This is a genomic window from Pararhizobium sp. IMCC3301, from assembly GCF_030758315.1.
GTDB lineage: Bacteria > Pseudomonadota > Alphaproteobacteria > Rhizobiales.
The window spans coordinates 14010-35684 of sequence record NZ_CP132336.1 but is presented as its reverse complement, the minus strand read 5'-3'; the positions used below and the strand labels follow the sequence as shown (position 1 = coordinate 35684).

17 protein-coding genes are annotated in these 21675 nt (G+C 55.0%); 7 read left to right on the top strand and 10 right to left on the bottom strand.

Translation table 11 applies throughout. The features are described 5' to 3' along the window. Nucleotide 1 precedes the first annotated feature (1 nt). Nucleotides 2-1180, bottom strand: a complete 1179-nt coding sequence (locus RAL88_RS00165) for a glycosyltransferase (protein WP_306266384.1) — start codon at nt 1178-1180, stop codon at nt 2-4. Between the two features lie 266 nt (nt 1181-1446). Between RAL88_RS00165 and RAL88_RS00160 the strand changes: the two genes are divergently transcribed. After that, on the top strand, nt 1447-2043 hold the full coding sequence (locus tag RAL88_RS00160) for a L,D-transpeptidase (RefSeq protein ID WP_371932131.1): 597 nt from the start codon (nt 1447-1449) through the stop codon (nt 2041-2043). Nucleotides 2044-2091: 48 nt separating this feature from the next. Here the strand turns inward: RAL88_RS00160 and RAL88_RS00155 are convergent, their stop codons facing one another. Further along, nucleotides 2092-2457, bottom strand: a complete 366-nt coding sequence (locus RAL88_RS00155; RefSeq protein WP_306266382.1) for a DUF971 domain-containing protein — start codon at nt 2455-2457, stop codon at nt 2092-2094. Between the two features lie 188 nt (nt 2458-2645). Here RAL88_RS00155 and moaA point away from each other — a divergent pair, with 188 nt between their 5' ends. Both moaA and RAL88_RS00145 read left to right on the top strand, forming a co-directional pair. Then, nucleotides 2646-3674 carry a GTP 3',8-cyclase MoaA gene (gene moaA, locus RAL88_RS00150; RefSeq protein WP_306266380.1) on the top strand — a complete coding sequence of 343 codons (1029 nt, stop codon included), beginning with the start codon at nt 2646-2648 and terminating at the stop codon, nt 3672-3674. 109 nt (nt 3675-3783) lie between these two features. After that, on the top strand, nt 3784-5010 hold the full coding sequence (locus tag RAL88_RS00145) for a multidrug effflux MFS transporter (protein ID WP_306266378.1): 1227 nt from the start codon (nt 3784-3786) through the stop codon (nt 5008-5010). 22 nt (nt 5011-5032) lie between these two features. Here the strand turns inward: RAL88_RS00145 and RAL88_RS00140 are convergent, their stop codons facing one another. Then, a complete protein-coding gene (locus RAL88_RS00140) occupies nt 5033-5989 on the bottom strand; it encodes a rhodanese-related sulfurtransferase (protein WP_306266376.1) in 957 nt (318 codons plus the stop codon). Further along, nucleotides 5961-7160, bottom strand: a complete 1200-nt coding sequence (gene apbC / locus RAL88_RS00135; protein ID WP_306266374.1) for an iron-sulfur cluster carrier protein ApbC — start codon at nt 7158-7160, stop codon at nt 5961-5963. Before apbC ends, RAL88_RS00140 begins: the two co-directional genes overlap by 29 nt. A gap of 195 nt (nt 7161-7355) precedes the next feature. Here apbC and RAL88_RS00130 point away from each other — a divergent pair, with 195 nt between their 5' ends. Then, on the top strand, nt 7356-9356 hold the full coding sequence (locus tag RAL88_RS00130) for a bifunctional 2',3'-cyclic-nucleotide 2'-phosphodiesterase/3'-nucleotidase (RefSeq protein WP_306266371.1): 2001 nt from the start codon (nt 7356-7358) through the stop codon (nt 9354-9356). Here RAL88_RS00130 and RAL88_RS00125 read toward each other — a convergent pair. Both RAL88_RS00125 and RAL88_RS00120 read right to left on the bottom strand, forming a co-directional pair. Next, on the bottom strand, nt 9346-10293 hold the full coding sequence (locus RAL88_RS00125; RefSeq protein ID WP_306266370.1) for a hypothetical protein: 948 nt from the start codon (nt 10291-10293) through the stop codon (nt 9346-9348). The two genes, RAL88_RS00130 and RAL88_RS00125, sit on opposite strands and share 11 nt — an antisense overlap. 155 nt (nt 10294-10448) lie before the next feature. Further along, nucleotides 10449-11057: a hypothetical protein gene (locus tag RAL88_RS00120; protein ID WP_306266368.1), complete on the bottom strand. Its 609-nt coding sequence runs from the start codon at nt 11055-11057 to the stop codon at nt 10449-10451. Nucleotides 11058-11436: 379 nt separating this feature from the next. Here RAL88_RS00120 and RAL88_RS00115 point away from each other — a divergent pair, with 379 nt between their 5' ends. The 3 genes from RAL88_RS00115 (at nt 11437) to RAL88_RS21675 (ending at nt 14898) form a co-directional block, all read left to right on the top strand. Next, nucleotides 11437-12390, top strand: coding sequence for a tripartite tricarboxylate transporter substrate binding protein (locus RAL88_RS00115; protein WP_306266366.1), 954 nt, complete (start codon nt 11437-11439; stop codon nt 12388-12390). A 76-nt stretch (nt 12391-12466) separates the two neighbouring features. Continuing rightward, nucleotides 12467-14434, top strand: a complete 1968-nt coding sequence (locus RAL88_RS00110) for a tripartite tricarboxylate transporter permease (RefSeq protein ID WP_306266364.1) — start codon at nt 12467-12469, stop codon at nt 14432-14434. Nucleotides 14435-14466: 32 nt separating this feature from the next. After that, entirely contained in the window at nt 14467-14898 is a 432-nt protein-coding gene (locus tag RAL88_RS21675) for a GFA family protein (RefSeq protein WP_371932130.1), read from the top strand. Between the two features lie 105 nt (nt 14899-15003). On the opposite strand, the gene RAL88_RS00105 is transcribed toward RAL88_RS21675, so the two are convergent. From RAL88_RS00105 to RAL88_RS00090, 4 genes are all read right to left on the bottom strand, one after another. Next, on the bottom strand, nt 15004-15708 hold the full coding sequence (locus tag RAL88_RS00105) for an SCO family protein (RefSeq protein ID WP_306266363.1): 705 nt from the start codon (nt 15706-15708) through the stop codon (nt 15004-15006). Nucleotides 15709-15828: 120 nt separating this feature from the next. Next, nucleotides 15829-17361 (bottom strand): Ppx/GppA family phosphatase, encoded by a 1533-nt coding sequence (locus tag RAL88_RS00100; RefSeq protein WP_306266361.1) that lies wholly within the window; start codon nt 17359-17361, stop codon nt 15829-15831. A gap of 260 nt (nt 17362-17621) precedes the next feature. Then, entirely contained in the window at nt 17622-19007 is a 1386-nt protein-coding gene (locus RAL88_RS00095; RefSeq protein WP_306266359.1) for a TrkH family potassium uptake protein, read from the bottom strand. Nucleotides 19008-19337: 330 nt separating this feature from the next. Beyond that, entirely contained in the window at nt 19338-21608 is a 2271-nt protein-coding gene (locus tag RAL88_RS00090; protein ID WP_371932129.1) for an RNA degradosome polyphosphate kinase, read from the bottom strand. Nucleotides 21609-21675 lie beyond the last annotated feature (67 nt).

The following is a 21675-nucleotide window of genomic DNA, read 5'->3' as shown; positions in this document are numbered from 1 at the left end:
GTCAAACCACTTCCTGGTGGCCAACGTCATCATTGTTGCGGTAGCCATTGCCAGGTTGTTGAATTGCTCGCCGTTGCAGGACCTTTTGATACACTTGCAGGGTCTGATTTGCCATGTGGGCTACGCTGTGCTTTGCGGCCACCAGATTGCGACCGGCATCGCCAAAGCGCTGCCGCAAAGATGCATCGGCAAGCTGCAGAATACTGTCTGCCGCATACTCCGGCTGGCCCAGCGGATACAGGAAACCGCTTTTGCCATCCTCAACAACATCGCGATTGCCTACCACATCACTGGCGACAACCGGCAGGCCTTCAGACATCGCTTCCAACAGTGCAAGTGGCATTCCCTCCCACACAGACGTTGAAACAAGCATGTCGGCCTGACGGAAGACTTTTCGCACATCCGATACGGCGCCGGCCATGGTGACGAATTCGGCCAGCCTTCCAGCCTCCAGGCCGCGTTCAAACTCCGCCTTTCCGGTTCCCTCTCCCAAGACTGTCAGATGGAATCCACCGGGAACATCGCGGCACGACAGAATTTCGACAAGTTTCGCCATTTCAGCCGGATTTTTCTGCGGGTCAAATCTGGAAACGGCAACGAGGTTCAGCGGTTTGTCCGGCGTGTTGACATGGTTTCGCTGCAGGCCGTTGGGCACACCGTTTTCAATGACCGTGATCTTGTCGGGCTTTGAAATATGCTGCCCGACTATTTCGGCCTTTTCACCCTCTGACACGCAGATGGTTGCATCCGTGATTTTCCCCAGAATCATGTCAAGCCAGACATCGGAATCACGATACCATTGCCCGGATTTGACCACCGGGTTCATGCCATGGGAGGTGTAGATAACCCGGCGGCCAGAAACCAGAGCCACCAGCCGGCCGTAAACACCGCCACCTTTTCCGTGTGAATGTATGATGTCGATCCGACGCTCACGAACAGCACGAAACATCCGTGTCAATGCAGACAGGCTGAGCCGTCGATGCGGTATTTCGATGATCCGCTCCGCTCCCAACAACGTCATAAAGCGCTGAAAATACGGCCGGTCTGTTGGACAGGCAACGTGAAACTCGACCTGCCCGGCCAAGGCTTTCATCAACTGAAAAGCATGCTCGGGCGCGCCGCCGGTATCGACCCGGGCAAGACATATCATAACACGCGGCAACGAGTCGTTTTCGACCATCAGGGTTCCCCAAATAAGTAGAACAATCATAGATCTGGTGTGTCTAAGAATTTGTTAAGTTTTAATTCATGAATCGCCGAATTGAATCCGATTCCGGGCTATCTGCAATGTCGGAGTTGCGGCATTCGGTCGCGGACTGCCTTGGTCCCGACGTTTTTTCGACAAGTTGTGGCCAAAAAACAATTGCCTGAATCTTAAGGATTGGCTTTATATTCTATCTGGATCGCAGCCGGACGACGGATGTGGCAAATTTTTGGAGCGTAATCATGTTGCTGAGACGACTTTTTCTTGCGATCGCACTCATATTGACGAGCAGTGCTGTCGTACCATTTGGTAATGGCGGGGCGGAAGCACGTCAGGTTTTTGATCCGGCATCGCGGACGTGGCGTGACATCGGGCGGAGTACCCGTGCTGGCAAATCAAAGATCAAACGCAAACTGGTGCGCTATCAGACAAAAGAGAAACCGGGCACCATAATCATCAACACTTCAGAGCGACGCCTGTATCACGTCCAGGGCAATGGCAAGGCCATGCGCTATGGCGTTGGTGTCGGGCGGGTTGGCTTCCAGTGGTCCGGCGTAAATCGCGTCTCGCGCAAGGCAGAATGGCCAGGCTGGACACCACCGGCAGCAATGCGCAAGCGTCAGCCGGGTCTACCGGCCTATATGCCAGGCGGTATCAACAATCCGCTGGGCGCGCGCGCGCTTTACATCGGTAGCACTATTTACCGCATTCACGGTTCAAATGAGCCAACGTCGATCGGACAGGCGGTGTCATCCGGTTGCATCAGATTGACAAATGAAGACGTCAAATATCTTTATGAACGTGTCAAAGTCGGCACAAAGGTCATTGTTGTACGCTGACCTCCGACCAGCCAAATCATTGAAAACCGGCCTTTACGGCCGGTTTTTTTATGCACCACGTTGTAAATTCTTGTCTTCGATCTCAGCCAGATATGCGGCCCAAAGCTCGTCCTTCTGGCCTGCCATTTCATGAAAATAGGCCCAGGAAAAAATGCCGGTATTGTGCATATCATCAAAACTGATGCGCACCGCATAATTTCCTACCGGCTCGATCTTCATGATTGCTACCGACTGCTTGCCGGATACGATCTGCTTCTGTTCGCGAGAATGTCCCTGCACTTCGGCACTTGGAGAGTGAACCCGCAGAAACTCGGCGGTAAAATCGGCAGAAATGCCGTCATCAAATTTCACAGTCAGTGTTTTTTTATCCCGGCTCACTCGAATTTCTTCCGGCCATGACGCTTCATCAGACATATGAGAGATTTTTCCTTTCGGTGTTTTGCGTATCCGTTAAATCCGCCCTATCGGTCAGCCGAGCTTGAAACGCAACCTCTATTCCTACACATAGATACTATCACTACAGTTGGGGCCTATCGCTGCAGACGGGTATGTGTGTAAAGTTGGGGAAGACATGCGCGTCTGTACCCTATCGGGAGAACGGAATGGAACGGCAGAGCCAACCAGCAGAAACCAGTGCCCGGATGATCGACCCATTTGGTCGCACAGTATCGTATCTGCGCGTCTCCGTCACCGACCGGTGTGATTTCAGATGTGTATACTGCATGGCGGAAGACATGACCTTCCTGCCGAAACGGGATGTGCTGTCGCTGGAGGAACTCGACAGGCTGTGTTCCGCTTTTATCGCAAAAGGTGTGCGTAAATTGCGCCTTACCGGCGGTGAGCCGCTGGTGCGCAAGAATATCATGCAATTGTTCCGCTCGCTCAGCCGCCATCTGGACAGCGGCGCGCTGGAAGAACTGACTGTCACCACCAACGGGTCACAACTCGCGCGATACGCTTCGCAACTGGTAGAGTGTGGCGTCAAGCGCATCAATGTTTCGATGGACACGCTGGATCATGACAAATTCAAGGCCATTACCCGCTGGGGGGATCTGGGCCGCGTGATGGAAGGTCTTGCCGCGGCGCGCAACGCTGGTTTGGCGGTCAAGATCAATGCGGTTGCCCTGAAGGGTGTCAACGAGCATGAGATCGAAGACATGCTGAGTTGGGCTCATGGTGAAGGCATGGACATCACCTTCATTGAAACCATGCCGCTGGGCGAGATTGACGAAGACCGGACCGATCAATATCTGCCATTGTCGCTGGTGCGCCAGAGGCTCGAAGAGAAATACACGCTGACCAATATCCCGTACAAGACAGGCGGCCCGGCGCGCTATGTTGAAGTGGCGGAAACCGGTGGGCGTCTGGGTTTTATCACACCGCTGACGCATAATTTCTGTGAAAGCTGCAATCGGGTCCGGGTGACCTGTACCGGAACGCTGTTCATGTGCCTTGGACAGGATGACGCGGCGGATCTGCGCGCGCCGCTGAGAGCTTCGGAAAGTGACGATTTACTGAATGGCGCTATTGACGAAGCCATAGGCCGCAAGCCAAAAGGACATGACTTCGTGATTGAGCGGCAAAACAGAAAGCCTTCGGTTACGCGTCATATGAGCGTGACCGGCGGCTGACGGCGTCACAACCGACGCTGCCATCGTGCAAGAATTACAACTCCTTCGACGGCTCGCCGTCATCGTTCAACCTGCGCTGTCCTGCGCACATAAACCTGTCTGACCGAATATGAACGTGCAAGCTGTAACCGGTTCCGCGCCTCCCCGCGAGTTTGATCGCAAGCCTCCACTGGCGATTCTCGTTGTCATCGCCATGCTGGGTCCGCTGGCAATGAATATATTCCTGCCATCGATGCTGGGGATACAACGCTATTTCGCGACTGATTTTGCCACAGTCCAGTTGGGTCTGTCCCTGTTTCTGGCGTCACTGGCGGTGGCCCAACTGGTTCTCGGTACGATGTCTGACCGATATGGCAGGCGGCCAGTTTTACTGGCAGGAACTGCATTGTTCCTGGTCGGCACTTTGACCTGTATCTTTGCTCCAAAGATAGAATTTTTCCTGCTTGGCCGGGTGATCCAGGGGCTGGGTGGGTCGGCCGGTCTGATTTTGGGCCGTGCGATCCTGCGCGATATGTATGATCGCGATCGGGCCGCCAGCATGATCGGTTATGTCACCATGGGAATGGCGGTGGCGCCGATGGTAGGGCCTGCGATTGCCGGCTATCTGGATAAATTCTTTGGCTGGCAGAGCAGCTTCTGGCTGCTGGCGGTGTTTGCCGTCGCTGTTCTGATTGCCTCTTATTTGAAGGTTTCCGAAACCAACAGAAATCCAATCCCCTCGATAAATTTCTCCAGCGTTCTGAAATCCTACCGCGAACTGGTCAGCATCAAAATATTCTGGCTGTATACCGGCATCTCAAGTTTCACCACGGGGATGTTTTTTTCGTTCCTCGGAGGCGCGCCATTTGTCAGCGAGAAGGTTCTAAGCCTGAGGCCGGATCAGTATGGCCTGTATTTTGTCATAGTCGCGCTTGGTTACAGTGTCGGCAACTTCATGTCAGGCCGGTTTGCCGGCCGCCACGGTGTTTTCCGGATGATCATGTTCGGAAATCTGCTTGGCATAGTTGCGATCAGTGTCATGGCCCTGCTGTTTCTGTTCTTTGATGTTGGCGCCTGGTTGCTGTTCGGGCCAATGTTCTTTCTCAGCCTTGCAAATGGACTTGTATTGCCAAGCGCCATGGCCGGCACAGTGAGCGTGAAGCCGCACCTTGCCGGCTCTGCGTCGGGCTTGGCGGGCAGCATCCAGATGCTGTTTGGCGCCGTTTTGAGCTATCTGGTGGGTATTGCCTTGCCGCTTTCAGTGGTGCCATCGGTGTGGCCGCTGATTGTGGCGATGTTTCTGTCGCTGTTGATGGCTCTGATTTTTGGCGGCTGGCTCTGGACAATGCGGCACTAGCGCATTTGCTGATGCCGGATCGTCAGGACCTGTTGCCGCTCTGATCACCGATATGCTGTTCATTGCGCTGTTGCGCCAGCAGCACCTGGCGGTGACGCTCCTCGGCGCGCTGGTGTTCAGCGGCGCTGCGGCTGTCCCTGCAATGGTGGCAATGCACACCTGCGCGGTACTCGGGGCGTTGCAGATCAGCCTCGGCCAGTGGCATACGGCAACCGAAGCACAGAACATGCGGTCCTTCGGCAAGACCGTGCTGCACAGAGACGCGCTGGTCAAAAACGAAACAATCGCCCTGCCACAGGCTTTGCTGCGCCGGAACCTGCTCGAGATATTTCAGGATGCCGCCCTGCAGATGGTAGACTTCTTCAAACCCCTGTTGCTTCATGAAGGCCGTGGCCTTTTCACAGCGGATGCCACCGGTACAGAACATGGCGACTTTCGGCTTGTTCAGTGTGTCCCTGTTGGCCTCTACCCAGGCTGGAAAATCGCGAAATGATTTTGTCTTCGGGTCAACCGCACCCTGGAATGTGCCAATTGCCACTTCATAATCATTGCGGGTGTCGATGACGAGCGTATCCGGGTCGCTGATGAGCTGGTTCCAGTCCTGCGGCGCAACGTAGGTCCCGACAGATTGCAACGGGTCAATCCCACTGACACCCATGGTGACAATTTCTTTTTTCAGACGCACCTTCATGCGGTAAAACGGCATGTCGGCTGCCAGGCTTTCCTTGTGCTCAAGATCAGCAAATTCCGGAAACGCCTTCAAGCCAGCGAGACACGCGCGCATATCCGTTTCAACACCGGCTATGGTTCCGTTGATACCTTCTGTAGCCAGCAGGAGCGAGCCTTTGATGTGCAGTGACCGGCACAATTGCTGGATCGGCTGCTGCAGCGCGGCCGGATCTGCAACCGGTGTAAAGCGATACAGGGCGGCCACGAGAAACTTTTTATTATCAGTCGTTTGAGTCATCTTCTTCGTCATCTGATTCAAATATAATGGCCGGGGCCGGTTTGGCTTCCCTGGCTTTTCCACCGTCAAGACGCTCCCAGATGGTTTCGGCCATGCGCTTGTAAAGCTTGGCGTGAACGCCATCCGGCTCGCTGACCACCACCGGCTCTCCGGCATCGGATGTTTCCCGAATGGTGATATGCAGCGGCACGGCACCAAGGAAACGGACACCCAGCCGGGTGGCCTCTTTTTCAGCGCCGCCATGGCCGAAAATATCGGTGCGGTGACCGCATTTGGGGCACATATGATAGCTCATATTCTCCACGATACCAAGAATGGGTACGCTGGTTTTCCTGAACATATTCAGACCCTTGCGGGCGTCAATCAGAGCCAGATCCTGAGGTGTCGATACAATGACGGCGCCGGCCAGCGGAACCTGTTGTGCCATGGTCAACTGGGCATCACCGGTGCCCGGCGGCATGTCGACCACCAGCACATCCAGTTCGCCCCAGGCTACCTCTTTCATCATCTGATTGAGTGCGGAGATGACCATCGGTCCGCGCCATATCATGGGCGTATCTTCATCGACGAGAAAGCCGATCGACATCACTTTCAGCCCGTACCCGTCCATCGGCTGCAGGATCTTGCCGCCGCTATCCACCGATTTTGGCTTGCCTTTTATGCCCAGCAGCCGGGGCATCGAGGGGCCGTAAATATCGGCGTCAAGAATGCCGACTTTCAGTCCAAGTTCCTGCAACCCGAGGGCGAGATTGACCGATGTCGTCGATTTGCCGACACCGCCCTTGCCGGACGCAACAGCGATGATTGACTTGATGCCGGGAATGCCCTGAACGCCAGGTTTTGCAGCAGGCGGCGATTTGGTGCCCGGTTTTTCAGCGGCCGATTTTTCAGCAACCGGTCTGGGTGCGGCGGTTTCAAGGCTCTGACCGCCTTTCCTTTCAGCCGTCAGCGCGACCAGCACATCGACTGCGCCGTCAATATCCCTGACCACCTGTTCTGCGGCCTGGCGTAACGGTTCCAGTTCCTGAGCGCGCTCAGCGGGAACCGTTATGGAAAATATGATCTTTTCCGTACCGATGAAAATGTCGGAGACCAGGCCCAGGCTGACAATATCACTGTCCAGATCGGGGCCTTTGACACGGCTTAACTGCTCTAGAATCTGTTCTTTTGTAACGGTCATCATTGTGCTTTGTCTGTACTGAAATGGCGATAATTCGCCCAGGCTCGTGACCTTATGGGGCGAACGGACAACACGGTCAACATTGCAATCATCCACTTAACGCAAAGATTTACTGGAGTTGACCGGGCATTCTTGTCATCCTGTTCCCATAGTTCCGTCTTATGAGACCAGACAGGTCAATTTGCCAAGGAGTTTATCATGCCCAGCATCCTCACATCCCCAGCATTCCCAGCATTCCCAGTCTCGCGCCGCGCCTTTCTTGCCGGTTCCGGGGCAGCGGCTATTTCCGTGCTTCATCCGTTTTCGGTTTTTGCCAGTGCCCATCAGGCGCATTTGCGGATCATGGAAACCACCGATTTGCATGTCCATGTCTATCCTTATGATTATTACGCGGACCGGCCGAGTGATGCCGTCGGGCTGGCGCGCACTGCGACATTGATCAGAAATATTCGTGCAGAAGCTTCCAACAGCATGCTGATCGACAATGGAGATTTCCTGCAAGGCAACCCGATGGGTGACTATATCGCCTATGAGCGCGGCATGTCCGCCGGGGATATTCACCCTGTCATAGCAGCGATGAATCTGCTCGGGTTCGACGCCACCACCCTTGGCAATCACGAATTCAATTACGGTCTCGATTTTCTCGAAGCCGTGCTGGGGGGAACGAATTTCCCGGTCATATGCGCCAATATTGCGTCCGGAGCGCTGGGCGCCACACCGCAACAGGATCAACGGCTGGGCAAGGTGAAGCCGTATCAGATCCTGGACCGCATGGTGACGGACGGGGCTGGCACGGAGCAGCCGATCAAGGTCGGCATCATCGGATTTGTGCCGCCGCAAATCCTCAACTGGGACCGCCGCTGGCTCGAGGGAAATGTATCGGTCCGCGACATTGTCGACACCGCTGAAGCCTATGTTCCGGAAATGAGACAAGCCGGTGCCGATGTGATTATCGCGCTGGCGCATTCGGGCATTGAAGGCGGCGCAGCGCAGGAGTTTCAGGAGAACGCCACACTGCATCTGGCAGGCGTTGACGGGATAGATGCCGTTCTGGCCGGGCATCACCATCTGGTTTTCCCCGGACCCAAATATGAAGATGTCGCCGGCGCGGATATCGCCAATGGCACATTACAGGGGACACCGGCAGTGATGGCCGGGTTCTGGGGCTCGCATATGGGCCTCATCGATCTGCTGCTGGAGCGCGACGGTAACTCGTGGAAAGTCGCTGCATTTGAATGCGAAGCACGGCCGATTTCAGAACGCGTCGACCGCGAGACGCAGCCATTGGTGGAAAGCCAGCAAGATGTCCTTGCTTCGGTGAAAAAAGAGCACGAAGAGACTTTGGCCTATGTGCGCCGGGCGGTGGGGAAAACCGCAGCGCCGCTGCACTCCTACTTCTCGCTTGTGGCTGATGATCCGTCGGTGCAAATCGTTTCCCAGGCTCAGATCTGGTACATCACGCAAATGATGGAAGGCACTGAATGGGAAGGTCTTCCGGTGCTGTCGGCGGCAGCTCCATTCAAGGCCGGGGGTCGCGGCGGCCCGGACTATTACACCGATGTCGCCGTGGGCGACGTCGCGATCAAGAACGTTTCCGATCTGTATCTATATCCCAACACGGTCCGTGCAGTTGAAATCTCCGGCGCACAGGTTCGGGAATGGCTGGAACGCTCGGTCGGGATTTTCAATCAGGTCAAGCCGGGCATGGCAGATCAGCCGCTCATCAATACAGACTTTCCGTCCTACAATTTCGATGTGATTGACGGGGTTAGCTATGAGGTCGATCTGACGCAAGCATCAAAATACAGCTCCAAAGGCGAGTTGGAAAATGCTGATGCCAGACGCATTGTGAATTTGCGATATAATGGTGAGCCTATCGATCCGGAACAGAAATTCATCGTCGCCACCAATAATTACCGCGCTGGCGGCGGTGGCAATTTCCCGGACATTGGTGACGACGTCGTGGTGTTTGTGGCACCGGATACCAATCGCGATGTGATTGTGCGTTATATTGTCGAGAAAGGCACAATCAATCCAAAGGCCGACAGCAACTGGTCGTTCAAACCTGTTGAAGGTGCCAGCGTGATATTTGAAACCGGGCCGGCTGGCGCAAATCATGTCGATAGTGTCACCGCGGTTAAAATTGAGCCGGCCGGCGAAGGATCTGACGGGTTCGCGAAATACCGCATCACTTTTTGAAGGACGCGTCGGTCTCGCGGTTGCGCAGCAAGCGGGACCAGTGTTTGTCATAGACAAAGATCCACTGGCCCGGAAACTGTTTGAAAAACTGTTCAAGCGCACTGAGCCACGCCTGGGTGGTGGTCAGCACATCGCTCGCGATTATCGGCTCGCCAAGATGTAGAATAACTGCAGCCGGTGTCTGTTCGACGATCACGGGGACAATCGGAACCTTGCATTTGGCGGCAAAGCGTGCCGGCCAGCCAGCGACACCGACCGGTTTACCGAACGCATGAGCGCGGACCGTATCCCGGTTTTTTGCAACAGGCTCGTTTTCCGGCGGCGGCTCCTTGATGCGGTCGACCGTGCCGATGACAAGCTTCCCCTCACGCAGGGCTTTCAATACGCTTCGGGCGATGACAGCTTCATTGTTGCGCCGGACATCAAGCACCTCGCATCCCAGATTGGCAAAATAACGCCGTTGCGCGGCAGCACGCGCTTCCTGCTTTGGCTCACGGACCAGCATCAGCGTGTCGTAGCGGGACGCCAGGCCGCGCACCATCAACAGCGCACCGTGGCAATGCGGCAATGCAAATATAGCGCCGCCATGTTGGTTGATAATGCTGTCGAGCCGGTCTTTGTGTGGAATTTCCAACAACTGATCGATGGTCTCTGTGCGGCCGCGGCTCAACAGTTCAATGCGCCCGGCAAACAGCAGCACACCGTCGACAAATTGTCCGTAAATCGTAGCAGGAGTAGCCTGTCCGCTGGCTGCACAGAGCGCGGCAGCGGTTTTGCGCATATAGCTTCCCGGCACGACATAGATCAGCCAGAAAAAAACCCGCAACATGGCAAAGCCGGTTTTCTGCACGGGAACAGATTGGTGGGAGAGCCAGTTGGATGCGGCATAAAGCGAATTGGACGTCCGGTCCTTGAACCGGGTAAAACTGAATTTCATCCGCACCTCAATCTATTGCGCTGCATAAACATTTCATAGCACGTCAGTCTTGATGTTCCAGACAGGTTCGGGTGTCAACTGCAGCACCAAAGCGTTTGCCGTCGACTGCTCCTGTCGAACCTGCCGCATCTTCTCCATTTGCAGTCGGATGCAAATCAATCGGAGAAAAAGTGGACGCCGAAAAACATGACAAGAAGCGGAATTGGCGCAACGGCGATGGTGATGGTCAGCAGAAAGGCAGGTATCGAATAGAGCCGGCTGATGCCTGCCAGCAGCACAATACCTCCGCCTCCTCCGATCAGCGAATTTCCCGGAACGTTGAGGACAATTCCAAGAGCAAGGTAACGATGGCGCAGCAAAAACGGTATCAGCCGGTTGGGAGCGGTCGACATGAGGAATTGCAGTCTTTCGGTTGGCTGAAGCGGCTCGATGGTCAAAAGCAGCGCCTGGGCTTTTCGGAAACCCAGCAGCCTGAAACAGTTTGTCAGCACCTGAAGCGGCAGAAATCTGCCAAAGAGAAAGCTGATGCTGAGGCCGGCAATTGTCGACAGATAGACCAGCAGTGCAACTCTGGCACCGGCCATCATCATCATGGCCAGGCCGATCTCGGCACCGGGGACAAAAGGGACAGCCAGAACCAGGGCGTAGACAACCGCCGCCAGCAGGACCTTGGGCCCCAGCAGACTTCGTCCATCCGCGGGAATATCAATCTCGACCGTGCTGGTCAGCCATACCGAAAGCAGGTTCCCCAACGCCAGCAACATGACTATGCAGCCAATTTGAAGCGAAAGCCTCGCATAGGAGAATTTGCGTCGTAGTGCTGGTTGTTCGGGTTCCCCCCGGCTCGGGCCCGAGATATTGCCGGTGACTCGCGTCAAATTGCCCACCCTTTTTCGCAGTCAGAAACGGCAATGCTCAAAGCATGAAATGCCTGTTTTGGAGCCTGTTTCTGCCCCATACTACACCAAACCACGGCGTTACCACGCAAATAAATCACACGCAGACAAAGCCCGGACTGACGCGATAGCACGGCAGGCCGCTGCCACCAGAACAAGATTTTGCCAATCAGGGTTGTAATACGAGCGCTCTTATATAAGAGTGTCGGAGATCACAATAAGAATGATCTAACACCGGGAGAACCTCATGATAAAAAAATCACTCATTGCTGCCATTGTTGCCAGCGCTTTCGCAGCATCGCTTGCGTCTGCTGCGGAATATCCGGACAAGGCCGTGGATTACATTATTCCATTCGGCCCTGGTGGCGAGTCGGACATCACTGCGCGCCTGCAACAGCCATATTTCAAAGAGAAATTCGGACAGGATCTGGTTGTGTCCTACAAGCCGGGCGGTGGCGGAGCGGTTGGCTGGTCGCAACTCAACAGCATGGCTGGTGATGGCTACAGTATTATCGGCGTCAACCTGCCGCACATCATCGTCAAACCGCAACAGGGCGATGTCGGGTTTCAGACCGATGACATTACCAATGTCTACATGTTTCATTATACGCCTGATGCGATTGTCGTGAATGCCGATAGCGAATTTCAGACACTTCAAGACCTGATTGATTACGCGAAAGCAAACCCGAAGAAGACCATATTTTCCGGCTCCGGCAAAGGCACGGCCAATCATCTGGCGCAGGTGATTTTTGATGAAAAAGCCGGAATTGAAACAACTTATGTTTCGTTCAAAGGCACAGGTGCAGCCGTTACTGCCCTGCTCGGCAAGCAGGTTGTCGCGGAATGGGGATATACCACGGTAGGAGCTGCCCAGGGCGACAAGGTGCGCATGCTGGCAGTGGCAATGGAAGAACGCCACCCGGCCTTTCCCGACGTTCCGACCTTCCGGGAACTGGGGTTTGACATGGTGTCAGGTGCCTATCGCGGTATCGCCGTGCCGAAGTCGACACCGGAAGACATCCGCACGAAACTGTCGGACATCATCCGCGCAATCAACGCGGATCCAGCGTTCCAGAAACAGATGCTGGACGGTGGTTTCGCTCTGTCCGATATCGGGTATGGCGCTGAAATGGACGCATTCATGAGCCAGAAAACCGATGAGTATATCAAAGCGGCAAAGGATGCTGGCGTCATCGACTGACATCACACCCCGTGTGCGGCGTTTGCGCGCCGCACACGCCACATGATAATTCCCGTCGTCCGCGCAGAGACCGATCATGCTTGAGTACCTGATGTCGGCGTTCTCGCCGCTGAATATTTTCCTGGCACTTCTGGGGGTCGCAGCAGGTACAATTATCGGCTCAATTCCAGGACTGACTGCAACCATGGCTGTTGCTGTCCTGGTACCCATCACCTTTTCCATGCAGCCTGATTCCGCTCTGATCCTGATGGGTGCGATCTATACCGGTGCGATCTACGGCGGCGCATATGCGGCGATTCTGCTGAATACGCCGGGCACACCCTCGGCAATTGCCACGACATTCGATGGCTATCCAATGGCGAAGCGGGGCGATGGTGACCTTGCGATTTCAATTGCCTGTCTTTCCAGTGTCTTTGGCGGTCTGGTCGGGGCTTTGGCACTGCTGCTGCTGGCGCCGCCACTGGCCGATGCCGCCCTTGCTTTCGGTCCAGTGGAATATTTCTGGCTGGCCGTATTCGGTTTGTCGCTGATTGCCGCCCTTTCGGAGGGCGAATTTCTGAAAGGCGTGATTGCCGCCTGTTTTGGCCTGCTGCTGGCAATGGTCGGAATTTCGGAAACCAGCGCGGAAGTACGTTTCACCTTCGGCTCCACGACATTGCTGGGCGGGATTGAAGTGGTCTCGGCCCTGATTGGCCTGTATTGCATTCCGGTGCTGATCGATCTGGTTGCAACTCCGGACCGGCATCTTGATCCTGCCGAAACGAAACGCGGATTCCGTTTGGTTGAAGCGATCGAGACGATGCTGAAAAACAAATGGAATGTGGTGCGCAGCTCGGTAATAGGCACGTTTGTCGGCGCCCTGCCCGGCGCCGGCGGCTCGATTGCCGGTCTTGTCGCCTATTCAGAAGCGCGCAGATCGGCAAAGGCACCGGGCAATTACGGCAAGGGCGAACCGGGCGGTGTGATTGCCACAGAATCAGCCAATAACGCCACCGTCGGCGGCGGCTTCATTCCCACCCTGGTGCTGGGAATTCCCGGTACGCCGCCGGATGCAGTGATTCTTGGCGCTCTTCTTGTGCAGGGTGTGCGGACCGGACCAACCCTGTTTTCAGAGGGCGCTGATATTGTTTACACCTTCATTTTCGGGCTGCTGCTGGCGACAGTACTGATGCTGCCTGTTGGTTTGCTGATCGGCCGGTTCGCCTATGGTGCAATCGTGCGCGCGCCGAAATCCGCACTGGTACCGATCGTGGCGTTCATGACCGTGATTGGTGCCTTTGCCATTCGCAACAGTCTGTCAGATGTCATTATCATGATTGTTCTCGGCATTGTCGGCTGGGTTGCCTCGAAGCGTGGCTTTTCGGTGTCGCCGATCGTACTCGGGCTTATTCTGGGCCGCATCGCCGAACAGGGCTTTGTTCAAAGCTGGACCATTGGCGATGCACTGGGCAATCTTTGGGGCCAGTTTTTCGGCCGGCCCTTGTCGCTGATCATCATCGCCATGACATTGCTGACTTTCGTATACCCCTTCATGCCTAATCTGAAAGCGCTGTTATCGAAAAAAGACAACAGCTCTGCCGCATTGCAGGAAAGGGGATCGAATGGTGCGGTGGCACGGGATGTCATCTCATTTGGTGCGTTCGCAGTGGTTGCAGTGGTCGCCCTTGTCCAAACCGGCACATTGAACGATGAAGCCGCAGTATTCCCGCGCACGATAGCGCTGGGAATGGTGGTGTTTCTGATTATCGCCGTGCTGCGTCTGCTGCTCACCGGCAGCGTCAGGGAAATCGCAAGTCCCGGATCTGTGCCGCGGCGCGTTTCTGTTCCCGTGATCATGCTGATCGCCGTCCTTCTGGTGCCGACACTGGGTTTTGGACTGTCTGGAATGCTGATGGGCCTGGGCCTTATTGCCAGCGCCCAATATGAGCGCCTGAAAGCAAAGCCGATGGCGCTGCTTGCCGTCAGCGTCGTTGTGGTGATCCTGTTATTTACCTATGGATTCCGCGAACTTCTGGGCGTGCCGCTTCCTGGAGGATTTCTTTAAACCGTGTCTTGGGGTTTGTAACGGAATGAGCAATGACCACTGAAACCACCATGCTGCCGGTTACTGGCCGATGCTATTGCGGGGCAACACATATTCGGGCTGAAACTCTGCCGACTGACATTTCATACTGCCACTGCAGCGATTGTCGCCGGGTGACCGGGGCGCCTGTCGCTGCCTTTGCGGCGTTTGAGAACTCAAAGGTGACATTCTTACCAGATGAAGGACGTGCGGTTACCGTCACTCCCGGCGTGAGACGCACCTTTTGTGAGTCCTGCGGGTCTCCAATTTCGGGCCGTTTTGACTACCTTCCGAACACGGTCTACATCGCTTTGGGGTTGCTCGACCAAGCGGATGCTCTCCCTCCGGAGCTTCATGCGCACGCCAGTAACAGATTGGTCTGGCTTCATATCGATGATGACTTGGAACGCCATGACAAGTCAGCTCGTGCCCGTCTCATCAGGTGACGCCACGCCCCGGACGCATGATCACAGGCTCTTGATGAAAGCGCACCACACCGTGTGGCTTGTAGCGCAGGGCGGCCCCTGACGCATAGCCTCGTTCGGGCCGGCTTATTTTATCAGATCTTTGAATTTCTCCCACAAACCACGCTCCTCCGGCTGCGCTGAGGGAGTGGCGATATTGGTCAGCCCGTTGATGTACAATACAAGGTTCAAAGGCTCAAACTGCAGGCCGTGAAATTTGGCGGCGAAACGTCCGCCTTTATCGATGATGTGGGTGACGACCCCGTGGGTCTGCTGGCCGTCATTGCGCGGCTCGAATAAAGTGTTGTAGCTCTTTGACAGAGACCGCGTCGCATCCTCGGCATCGCCGGGACGACGAGTGAGGAATATCCAGTTGTGAGGATCAAGACCACGAGGCTCGCCATAGCTCCTCAATACTTCAGGCGTGTCGACTTCAGGGTCGGTGGTGACCGAAATGAACTGGACCATGTCCTTCATTGGTGTGGCGTTGATCTTGGACTGGACATCGGCGATCAGTGAGGAGTGCACCGGACAGACATCCGTGCAACTGGCAAAGATAAAATTGAGCACGACTATCTTGTCGGCAAAGTCGGACAGGTGAACAATTTTTCCATCAGCGTCGGCCAGCTCGAACGCTGGTGCCGGATCGTCGATGATTTGAAAATATCGCTCCTTGCTGCCCATAAGCTTGTCGAGATCGGCACCGGGATGGTGTGCCGATGCCGAACTCGACAAAGTCATGGCGAAGGCAAGCGCGGCAACCAGCAATGCGGCAGGTTGTTTCAAACGCATATCATTCTCCTGTACTATCCGGCCGTTACTGGCCGGTCAGCGGCTCGTGCTTCACTCAGAAACCAAACAAAAACTATGACACCAATATCTCAGGAATGGCGTGCCGCCACCTGACAAAAATCAGGCCACTTCCACTGCGTAGTCGAGGCTGCCAATTTTGGCGAGTTGCCTGACCCGGTTGCAGAGGCGCTGGCCGATCAGATCCTGAAGATCAGCCGGCAATATCAACACCAGTTTGTCGTCACGTTTCAACAGACCGATGCGGTCCATAACTCCGGGCATGCCTGCCGACACCAGCATCGCGACGCGAATGGTCAGCGCCAACGCCTGGGCACGCAAATCAAGGCGCTCTCCGGCCAGTGTCTTCAGTTTGGGGCTGAGCTCATCTGTGCCACTTCCGGAATGGCGGTAAAAATTGGACAACGCCAGATAGGCCCGTCCCGGATGATCGATGCCGACAAAGGCCGCATGGGCAACAATGTTGAGACTCTGTTCGCCGCGATAATCCGGGTGAGCGCGCCAGCCGATATCCGACAGCAGGCAGGCCGCCACGCGCAACCGCGCTTCATCGGCGGTTTCGTCGAGCCCAAGCACATCGAACACCGTTTCCGACCATGAACACAGTTCTTTGGCATGCTCCGGTGAGCGGGCGCGCAGTATGGCCAGTTCCTCAGAAGCTGAAATCAGTGGATCGCGACTTTGTTCGGCGGCATCCAGCATCTGGTGAAGATGCCCCTCACGCACGCCTATAGCTGAGAATGCCACTTCCCTGGCACCGGTCTGTTTCAGTGTTTCCGCCAGCAACAGCGCGCCGTAAGGCAGCAACGGACGGCGCGCACGGGAGACGAACTTTATGCCATCAAGGTCATCACTCTTCGCGTTCATCACCTCATCGCAAAACGCTATCATATCAGCTGAGGCGACGCGAAAATCATGCATCACCAGCAGTGGATAGTTGATGTGATGCATGTAAAGCCGACCGATGGCGCGCCATGTGCCACCGACAGCATAAAATGTCCGCCCGCCGCCCTGCGCAAGCAAAGTGGCTTCTGCAAGACGCTGCTTTGCCAGTTTTGTAGCCTCCGAAACCTCGTCATGGGCATCAATCTGAAGCCGCAGTCCGCCGAGAGGCAATGTAATGCCCGAGCCGATATTGTTGCCCTTCACATCGACAAATTCCAGGCTTCCGCCGCCCATATCCCCCATAATCCCATCAGCGTGATGAAACCCGGAAATAACCGCCAGCGCGGAACGGTGCGCCTCCTGTCTGCCGGTCAACACTTCAACGTCGCAACCCAGTGTTTCACGGACTTTTTGCAGAAACTCCGCGCCGTTTTTGGCTTCACGGGCCGCAGCGGTGGCGATCACTTCGAGCTGGCGCACCTTGATCTGCTTGCACAGAATGCGAAACCGCCGCATCGCCGCCAGCGCCTGATTGACGCTGTCATCGTCCAGCAGCCCGGTTTCGGCAACGCTGCGGCCCAGACCGCACAGAACTTTTTCATTGAAAAACACCGAAGGGGACCGCGTCAGTCGTTCATATACGACCAGTCGAACCGAGTTGGACCCGATGTCGATCACCGCGACCGGTCCAACGCCGGACAGGCGTCCTTGAGCTTTGGTCGCGGTGATTTCCGGCGCGCAATCTGCCATCATGTTTCTCCCAACCAGCGCAGCAGGCGCTGCCTGTGCAATTCTGTCAGGGGTGATAAAGCACATTTTTTGAATGTCGAGTCATTTGACCGGGTTTGTGCACCGGTGACAGGACCCGCGTTGCGCGGCGGCAAAGATGAGAATAACCGAAAGACCGCCCATGCAGATTTACATATCGATCCCGTAGAGCGCGCGAAAATTGAATACTTCCAATCCGGGATTTTCACCAGTTCGGGTTCACGATTGCCTTTGTCGATTGCTCAGGTTTTCCAGAAATCGGGATCAAATGTTACAAGAAGAACCAGCACTTCCAAACGGCCGGCCAGCATGGCAACGATCAGCACCCACTTTGCGGTATCGGGCAAGTTCTCAAAATTACCAGCAGGCCCGATGATCGTTCCCATTCCGGGGCCAACGTTGGTAATCGCAGTGACACTTGCTGAATATGCAGTGACTATATCCAGCCCCAACACACCCAGAATGATTGTGAACAAGGCAATCGTGGCCACAAAAACAGAGAGAAACGCAAGGACTGAAAGGGGCACATCATTGGACAGCACATGCCCGTTATACTTCAATGGAACCACCCGGTTGGGCGAGTACAATAGTTTTAAGTATCCCCGGATATAGATAATAATGACCTGAAACCGGTATATCTTGATGGCGCCGGTTGTCGAACCGGAGCAGCCACCAACAAACATCAGAACCAGAAACACAGCGACGGCTCCGGGGCCCCAGGCCGTATAGTCATCTGAAGCGAACCCGGTTGTCGTAACCACGGACGTAATGTTGAAGGTCGTCAAAGTGAGCGCTTCAACCGCACCGATTTCGCGTTGCTCCATTAACCAAAGGCCCATCGCAAGACTGATAACGGCCAGAAGTATGAGAAATCCGCGCACTTGTTGATCTGTGAACAAGGCACGCACATTGCCAAGGGTCGCCTTTACATAGAGTAAAAACGGAATTGCCCCGGCAATCATAAAGAAAATTGCGGCCCAATGCAGCTTCAGGTCTTTAAAATATCCAAAAGAAGCATCATGCGTTGAAAAGCCACCGGTTGAAAGGGTCGTCATCGCGTGGGTAATGGCGTCAAATCCGGACATGCCGAGAAGATAGTATATCAGAGCACAGGCTCCTGTCAGAACCACGTAAACTTCCGCCAGAAATCGCAACGTCTTCAGCATCGGCGCGACTTTATCCTGAAAGGGGTCCGAGCTTTCGATTTTGAATAATTGCATCCCGCCAACATGGAGGAACGGCATTATCAGAACGGCAATGGCGATGATGCCAATACCGCCGATCCACTGCAGGATTGCACGCCACAGTAAAATGCCCGGTGGCAGTGAATCCAACCCGGTCAGAACTGTCGATCCGGTTGTGGTAATGCCGGACATCGACTCAAAAACGGAATCGGTAATCCCAATTCCCGTTCCCAAAAAGGGTATGGCACCAAAGAAGGAAACCAGAATCCATCCAAGGACGATGACCAGATAGGCTTGACGGTAGTTCAGCTTTAATGCACCCGGCGAATGGGTTGATAAAATTGTGGAAACTCCAACGAAGAGCGTAACTGCCGCCGTCAGAGCAAAAATTTTCCAATCGACGTTACGATTGGCCAGGTCCACAAAAGCAGGAGCGAACAGCATTGTGCCAGTCCAGCAAACTACCCAACCCAGAATGTGGAAGACAGGTCGTACCCCAATCACAGGCGTCTCCAGATAAAATATACCAATAACCGAGCCGCTTGAGGCAAGTGCTGGACCGCATACGTACCACAGCCTGTCGGAAAGCCTCGGAACTTGCTATCCCGGCGGCTATGAACGAACACACGCATAATGCAGCATGTGCCGCTGCACAATAGAGGAATAACCGCGCCTTTCCCACTGTTGCGACCATACGCCAGAACTCACCGGCCGACATTGCTGATCACGGTCTGGCAGATTAGCCGGATCGATGGAGCCGATCCGGACTATCCTCTAGGATTTCGCTTTCGATTTGGATTTGCTGCGTTTGGCAAGAGATTTGGGCGGGTTCTTTTTCAGAGACTTGCCGCGTCCCGACAGGCTTGGATTTGTCAGGAAGTGATTGTGCAAATTGAAAGGCTCCTCACCCTCCTCGGGGGCAAGGCGTCTGGAAGACCCATCGGACAGGATCTGCCAGCTCTGCTGATTGTCTCGCAGATTGGCAACCATTATCTGGTCAATGATCTGGTCGTGCACCGTTGGATTGGCAATCGGCACCATGGTCTCGACGCGGCGGTCCAGATTGCGCGGCATGAAATCGGCCGATCCGATATAGACAATTGCATCGTCGGACGGCAGGCCCTTGCCATTGCCGAAACAGGTGATGCGGCTGTGTTCCAGAAAGCGGCCGACAATCGATTTCACACGGATATTTTCCGAAATGCCGCGCAGTTGCGGGCGCAGACAGCATATGCCCCGCACGACAAGATCGATTTTCACTCCGGCCTGACTGGCGCGGTAAAACGCATCAATGATCTGCGGATCAACCAGGGAATTCATTTTGGCCCATATCTGCGCAGGCCGCCCGGCCTTGGCGTGGGCAATTTCCTGGTCGATATGCAGCAACATTCGCCCGCGCAGCGAAAAGGGTGAAACGGCCAGGCGTTCCAGATCCTGTGGCCTGGCATATCCGGTGATGAAATTGAACACCCTGGCGGCATCGCGGGCAAGCACAGGATCGTCGGTGAAATAGGACAGATCGGTGTAAATCTTCGCGGTGATCGGATGATAGTTGCCCGTACCGAAATGACAGTAAGTCCGCATCTGACCGCTTTCACGGCGAATGACCAATGACATTTTTGCGTGGGTTTTCAATTCCAGAAAACCATAGACCACCTGCACGCCGGCACGCTCCAGATCTCTGGCCCAGCGGATGTTGGCTTCCTCGTCAAACCGCGCCCGCAATTCGACCAGAGCGGTGACCGATTTTCCCGCTTCCGCAGCCTCGACCAATGCGCTGACAATGGGGCTGTCATTGGACGTGCGGTACAGGGTCTGCTTGATCGCGACGACATCGGGATCATTGGCAGCCTGTTTCAGAAACTGCAGAACAACATCAAAGCTTTCATAGGGGTGGTGAACAACCAGATCTTTTTCGCGGATGGCACCGAAACAATCCCCGCCATGTTCGCGGATGCGTTCGGGAAACCGGGCGGCCGGCTTGGGGAACAGCAGCTTCGGCAGATCCAGCTTGACCAGTTGTGACAGATCGCTGAGAGCCATCAGCCCTTCTGTGATGACCACGTCAACTGAACTGACATGCAGGGCTTCGGAGACGAAATTTCTAAGATTGGCCGGAAATGTATCGCTGATTTCCAGCCGGATGACCGAACCGCGGCGGCGACGTTTTAGCGCCGTCTCGAACAGCCGCACCAGATCTTCTGCCTCTTCCTCAATCTCCATTTCAGAATCACGAATAACCCGGAAAGTGCCTTTCGCGAGGATTTCATAACCGGGAAACAGACGGGAGATGAACAGGCCGATGATATCTTCCATGGCGATGAAGCGTACGGCCGCATCCGCCCCGGCCGGAAGCTGCACAAATCTGTTGATCGCGCCTGGAATACGCAACAGACCGGTCATGATCTTGTTTCTGATATTTTGCCGGGCCGTGGCCTGCAATTGCAGCACCAGAGAAAAACCCAGATTGGGTATGAAAGGAAACGGATGGGCCGGATCAATCGCCAACGGTGTCAGGACCGGAAATATATTTTCTGTGAAATATTCGTCCAGCCAACTGTATTCGTCGCTGCGAAGGGCATCGGCAGACAGCAGAAAAACGCCGTTTGTTTCCAGTTCCTTGCGCAAAGTCTTGAAAGCTGCCTGCTGATCCAGAACCAGCTTTTCCACCGCTTCCGCCAATTGATCCAGTTGTTGTGTCGGGGTCAGACCGTCAGCGCTCTGGGTCTTGATGCCCTCACGCTGCTGACCTTTCAAACCGGCCACACGGACCATAAAGAATTCACTGAGATTATCGGCGGAAATCGACAGAAAGCGCAGCCGTTCCAGCAATGGATGGGACGGGTTTTCCGCCTCTTCCAGAACACGATGATTGAAGCCGAGCCACGACAATTCACGGTTCATGAACCGCGCCGGGTCTTTCATCAAGCGGGCGTCAAGTTTGAGCGGTGTGCTTCCAGCAGAGGGTTTGGGCGGCAGCGGCGCGGCCTGAATGTCTGCCGCATCTCCACCATCAAACTTGTCTACTATTGAATGTTCAACCATTTCCCTGCTCAAAACCGGCTGTTGCGGACCTCTCCCGATTGACCGGGAACAGCATATGTATTCATGA

Bases quoted from the DNA above. Each gene is read 5' to 3' on its own strand.
- RAL88_RS00125 (WP_306266370.1), bottom strand. From the start codon at position 10,293: ATGAAATTCAGTTTTACCCGGTTCAAGGACCGGACGTCCAATTCGCTT.
- RAL88_RS00095 (WP_306266359.1), bottom strand. From the start codon at position 19,007: ATGCTGTTCGCTCCTGCTTTTGTGGACCTGGCCAATCGTAACGTCGAT.
- RAL88_RS00145 (WP_306266378.1), top strand. From the start codon at position 3,784: ATGAACGTGCAAGCTGTAACCGGTTCCGCGCCTCCCCGCGAGTTTGAT.
- RAL88_RS00165 (WP_306266384.1), bottom strand. From the start codon at position 1,180: ATGGTCGAAAACGACTCGTTGCCGCGTGTTATGATATGTCTTGCCCGG.
- RAL88_RS00155 (WP_306266382.1), bottom strand. From the start codon at position 2,457: ATGTCTGATGAAGCGTCATGGCCGGAAGAAATTCGAGTGAGCCGGGAT.
- RAL88_RS00115 (WP_306266366.1), top strand. From the start codon at position 11,437: ATGATAAAAAAATCACTCATTGCTGCCATTGTTGCCAGCGCTTTCGCA.
- RAL88_RS00160 (WP_371932131.1), top strand. From the start codon at position 1,447: ATGTTGCTGAGACGACTTTTTCTTGCGATCGCACTCATATTGACGAGC.
- RAL88_RS00090 (WP_371932129.1), bottom strand. From the start codon at position 21,608: ATGGTTGAACATTCAATAGTAGACAAGTTTGATGGTGGAGATGCGGCA.
- RAL88_RS21675 (WP_371932130.1), top strand. From the start codon at position 14,467: ATGACCACTGAAACCACCATGCTGCCGGTTACTGGCCGATGCTATTGC.
- RAL88_RS00140 (WP_306266376.1), bottom strand. From the start codon at position 5,989: ATGACGAAGAAGATGACTCAAACGACTGATAATAAAAAGTTTCTCGTG.
- RAL88_RS00105 (WP_306266363.1), bottom strand. From the start codon at position 15,708: ATGCGTTTGAAACAACCTGCCGCATTGCTGGTTGCCGCGCTTGCCTTC.
- RAL88_RS00130 (WP_306266371.1), top strand. From the start codon at position 7,356: ATGCCCAGCATCCTCACATCCCCAGCATTCCCAGCATTCCCAGTCTCG.
- moaA (WP_306266380.1), top strand. From the start codon at position 2,646: ATGGAACGGCAGAGCCAACCAGCAGAAACCAGTGCCCGGATGATCGAC.
- RAL88_RS00100 (WP_306266361.1), bottom strand. From the start codon at position 17,361: ATGGCAGATTGCGCGCCGGAAATCACCGCGACCAAAGCTCAAGGACGC.
- apbC (WP_306266374.1), bottom strand. From the start codon at position 7,160: ATGATGACCGTTACAAAAGAACAGATTCTAGAGCAGTTAAGCCGTGTC.
- RAL88_RS00110 (WP_306266364.1), top strand. From the start codon at position 12,467: ATGCTTGAGTACCTGATGTCGGCGTTCTCGCCGCTGAATATTTTCCTG.
- RAL88_RS00120 (WP_306266368.1), bottom strand. From the start codon at position 11,057: ATGTTGCTGGCGTTGGGGAACCTGCTTTCGGTATGGCTGACCAGCACG.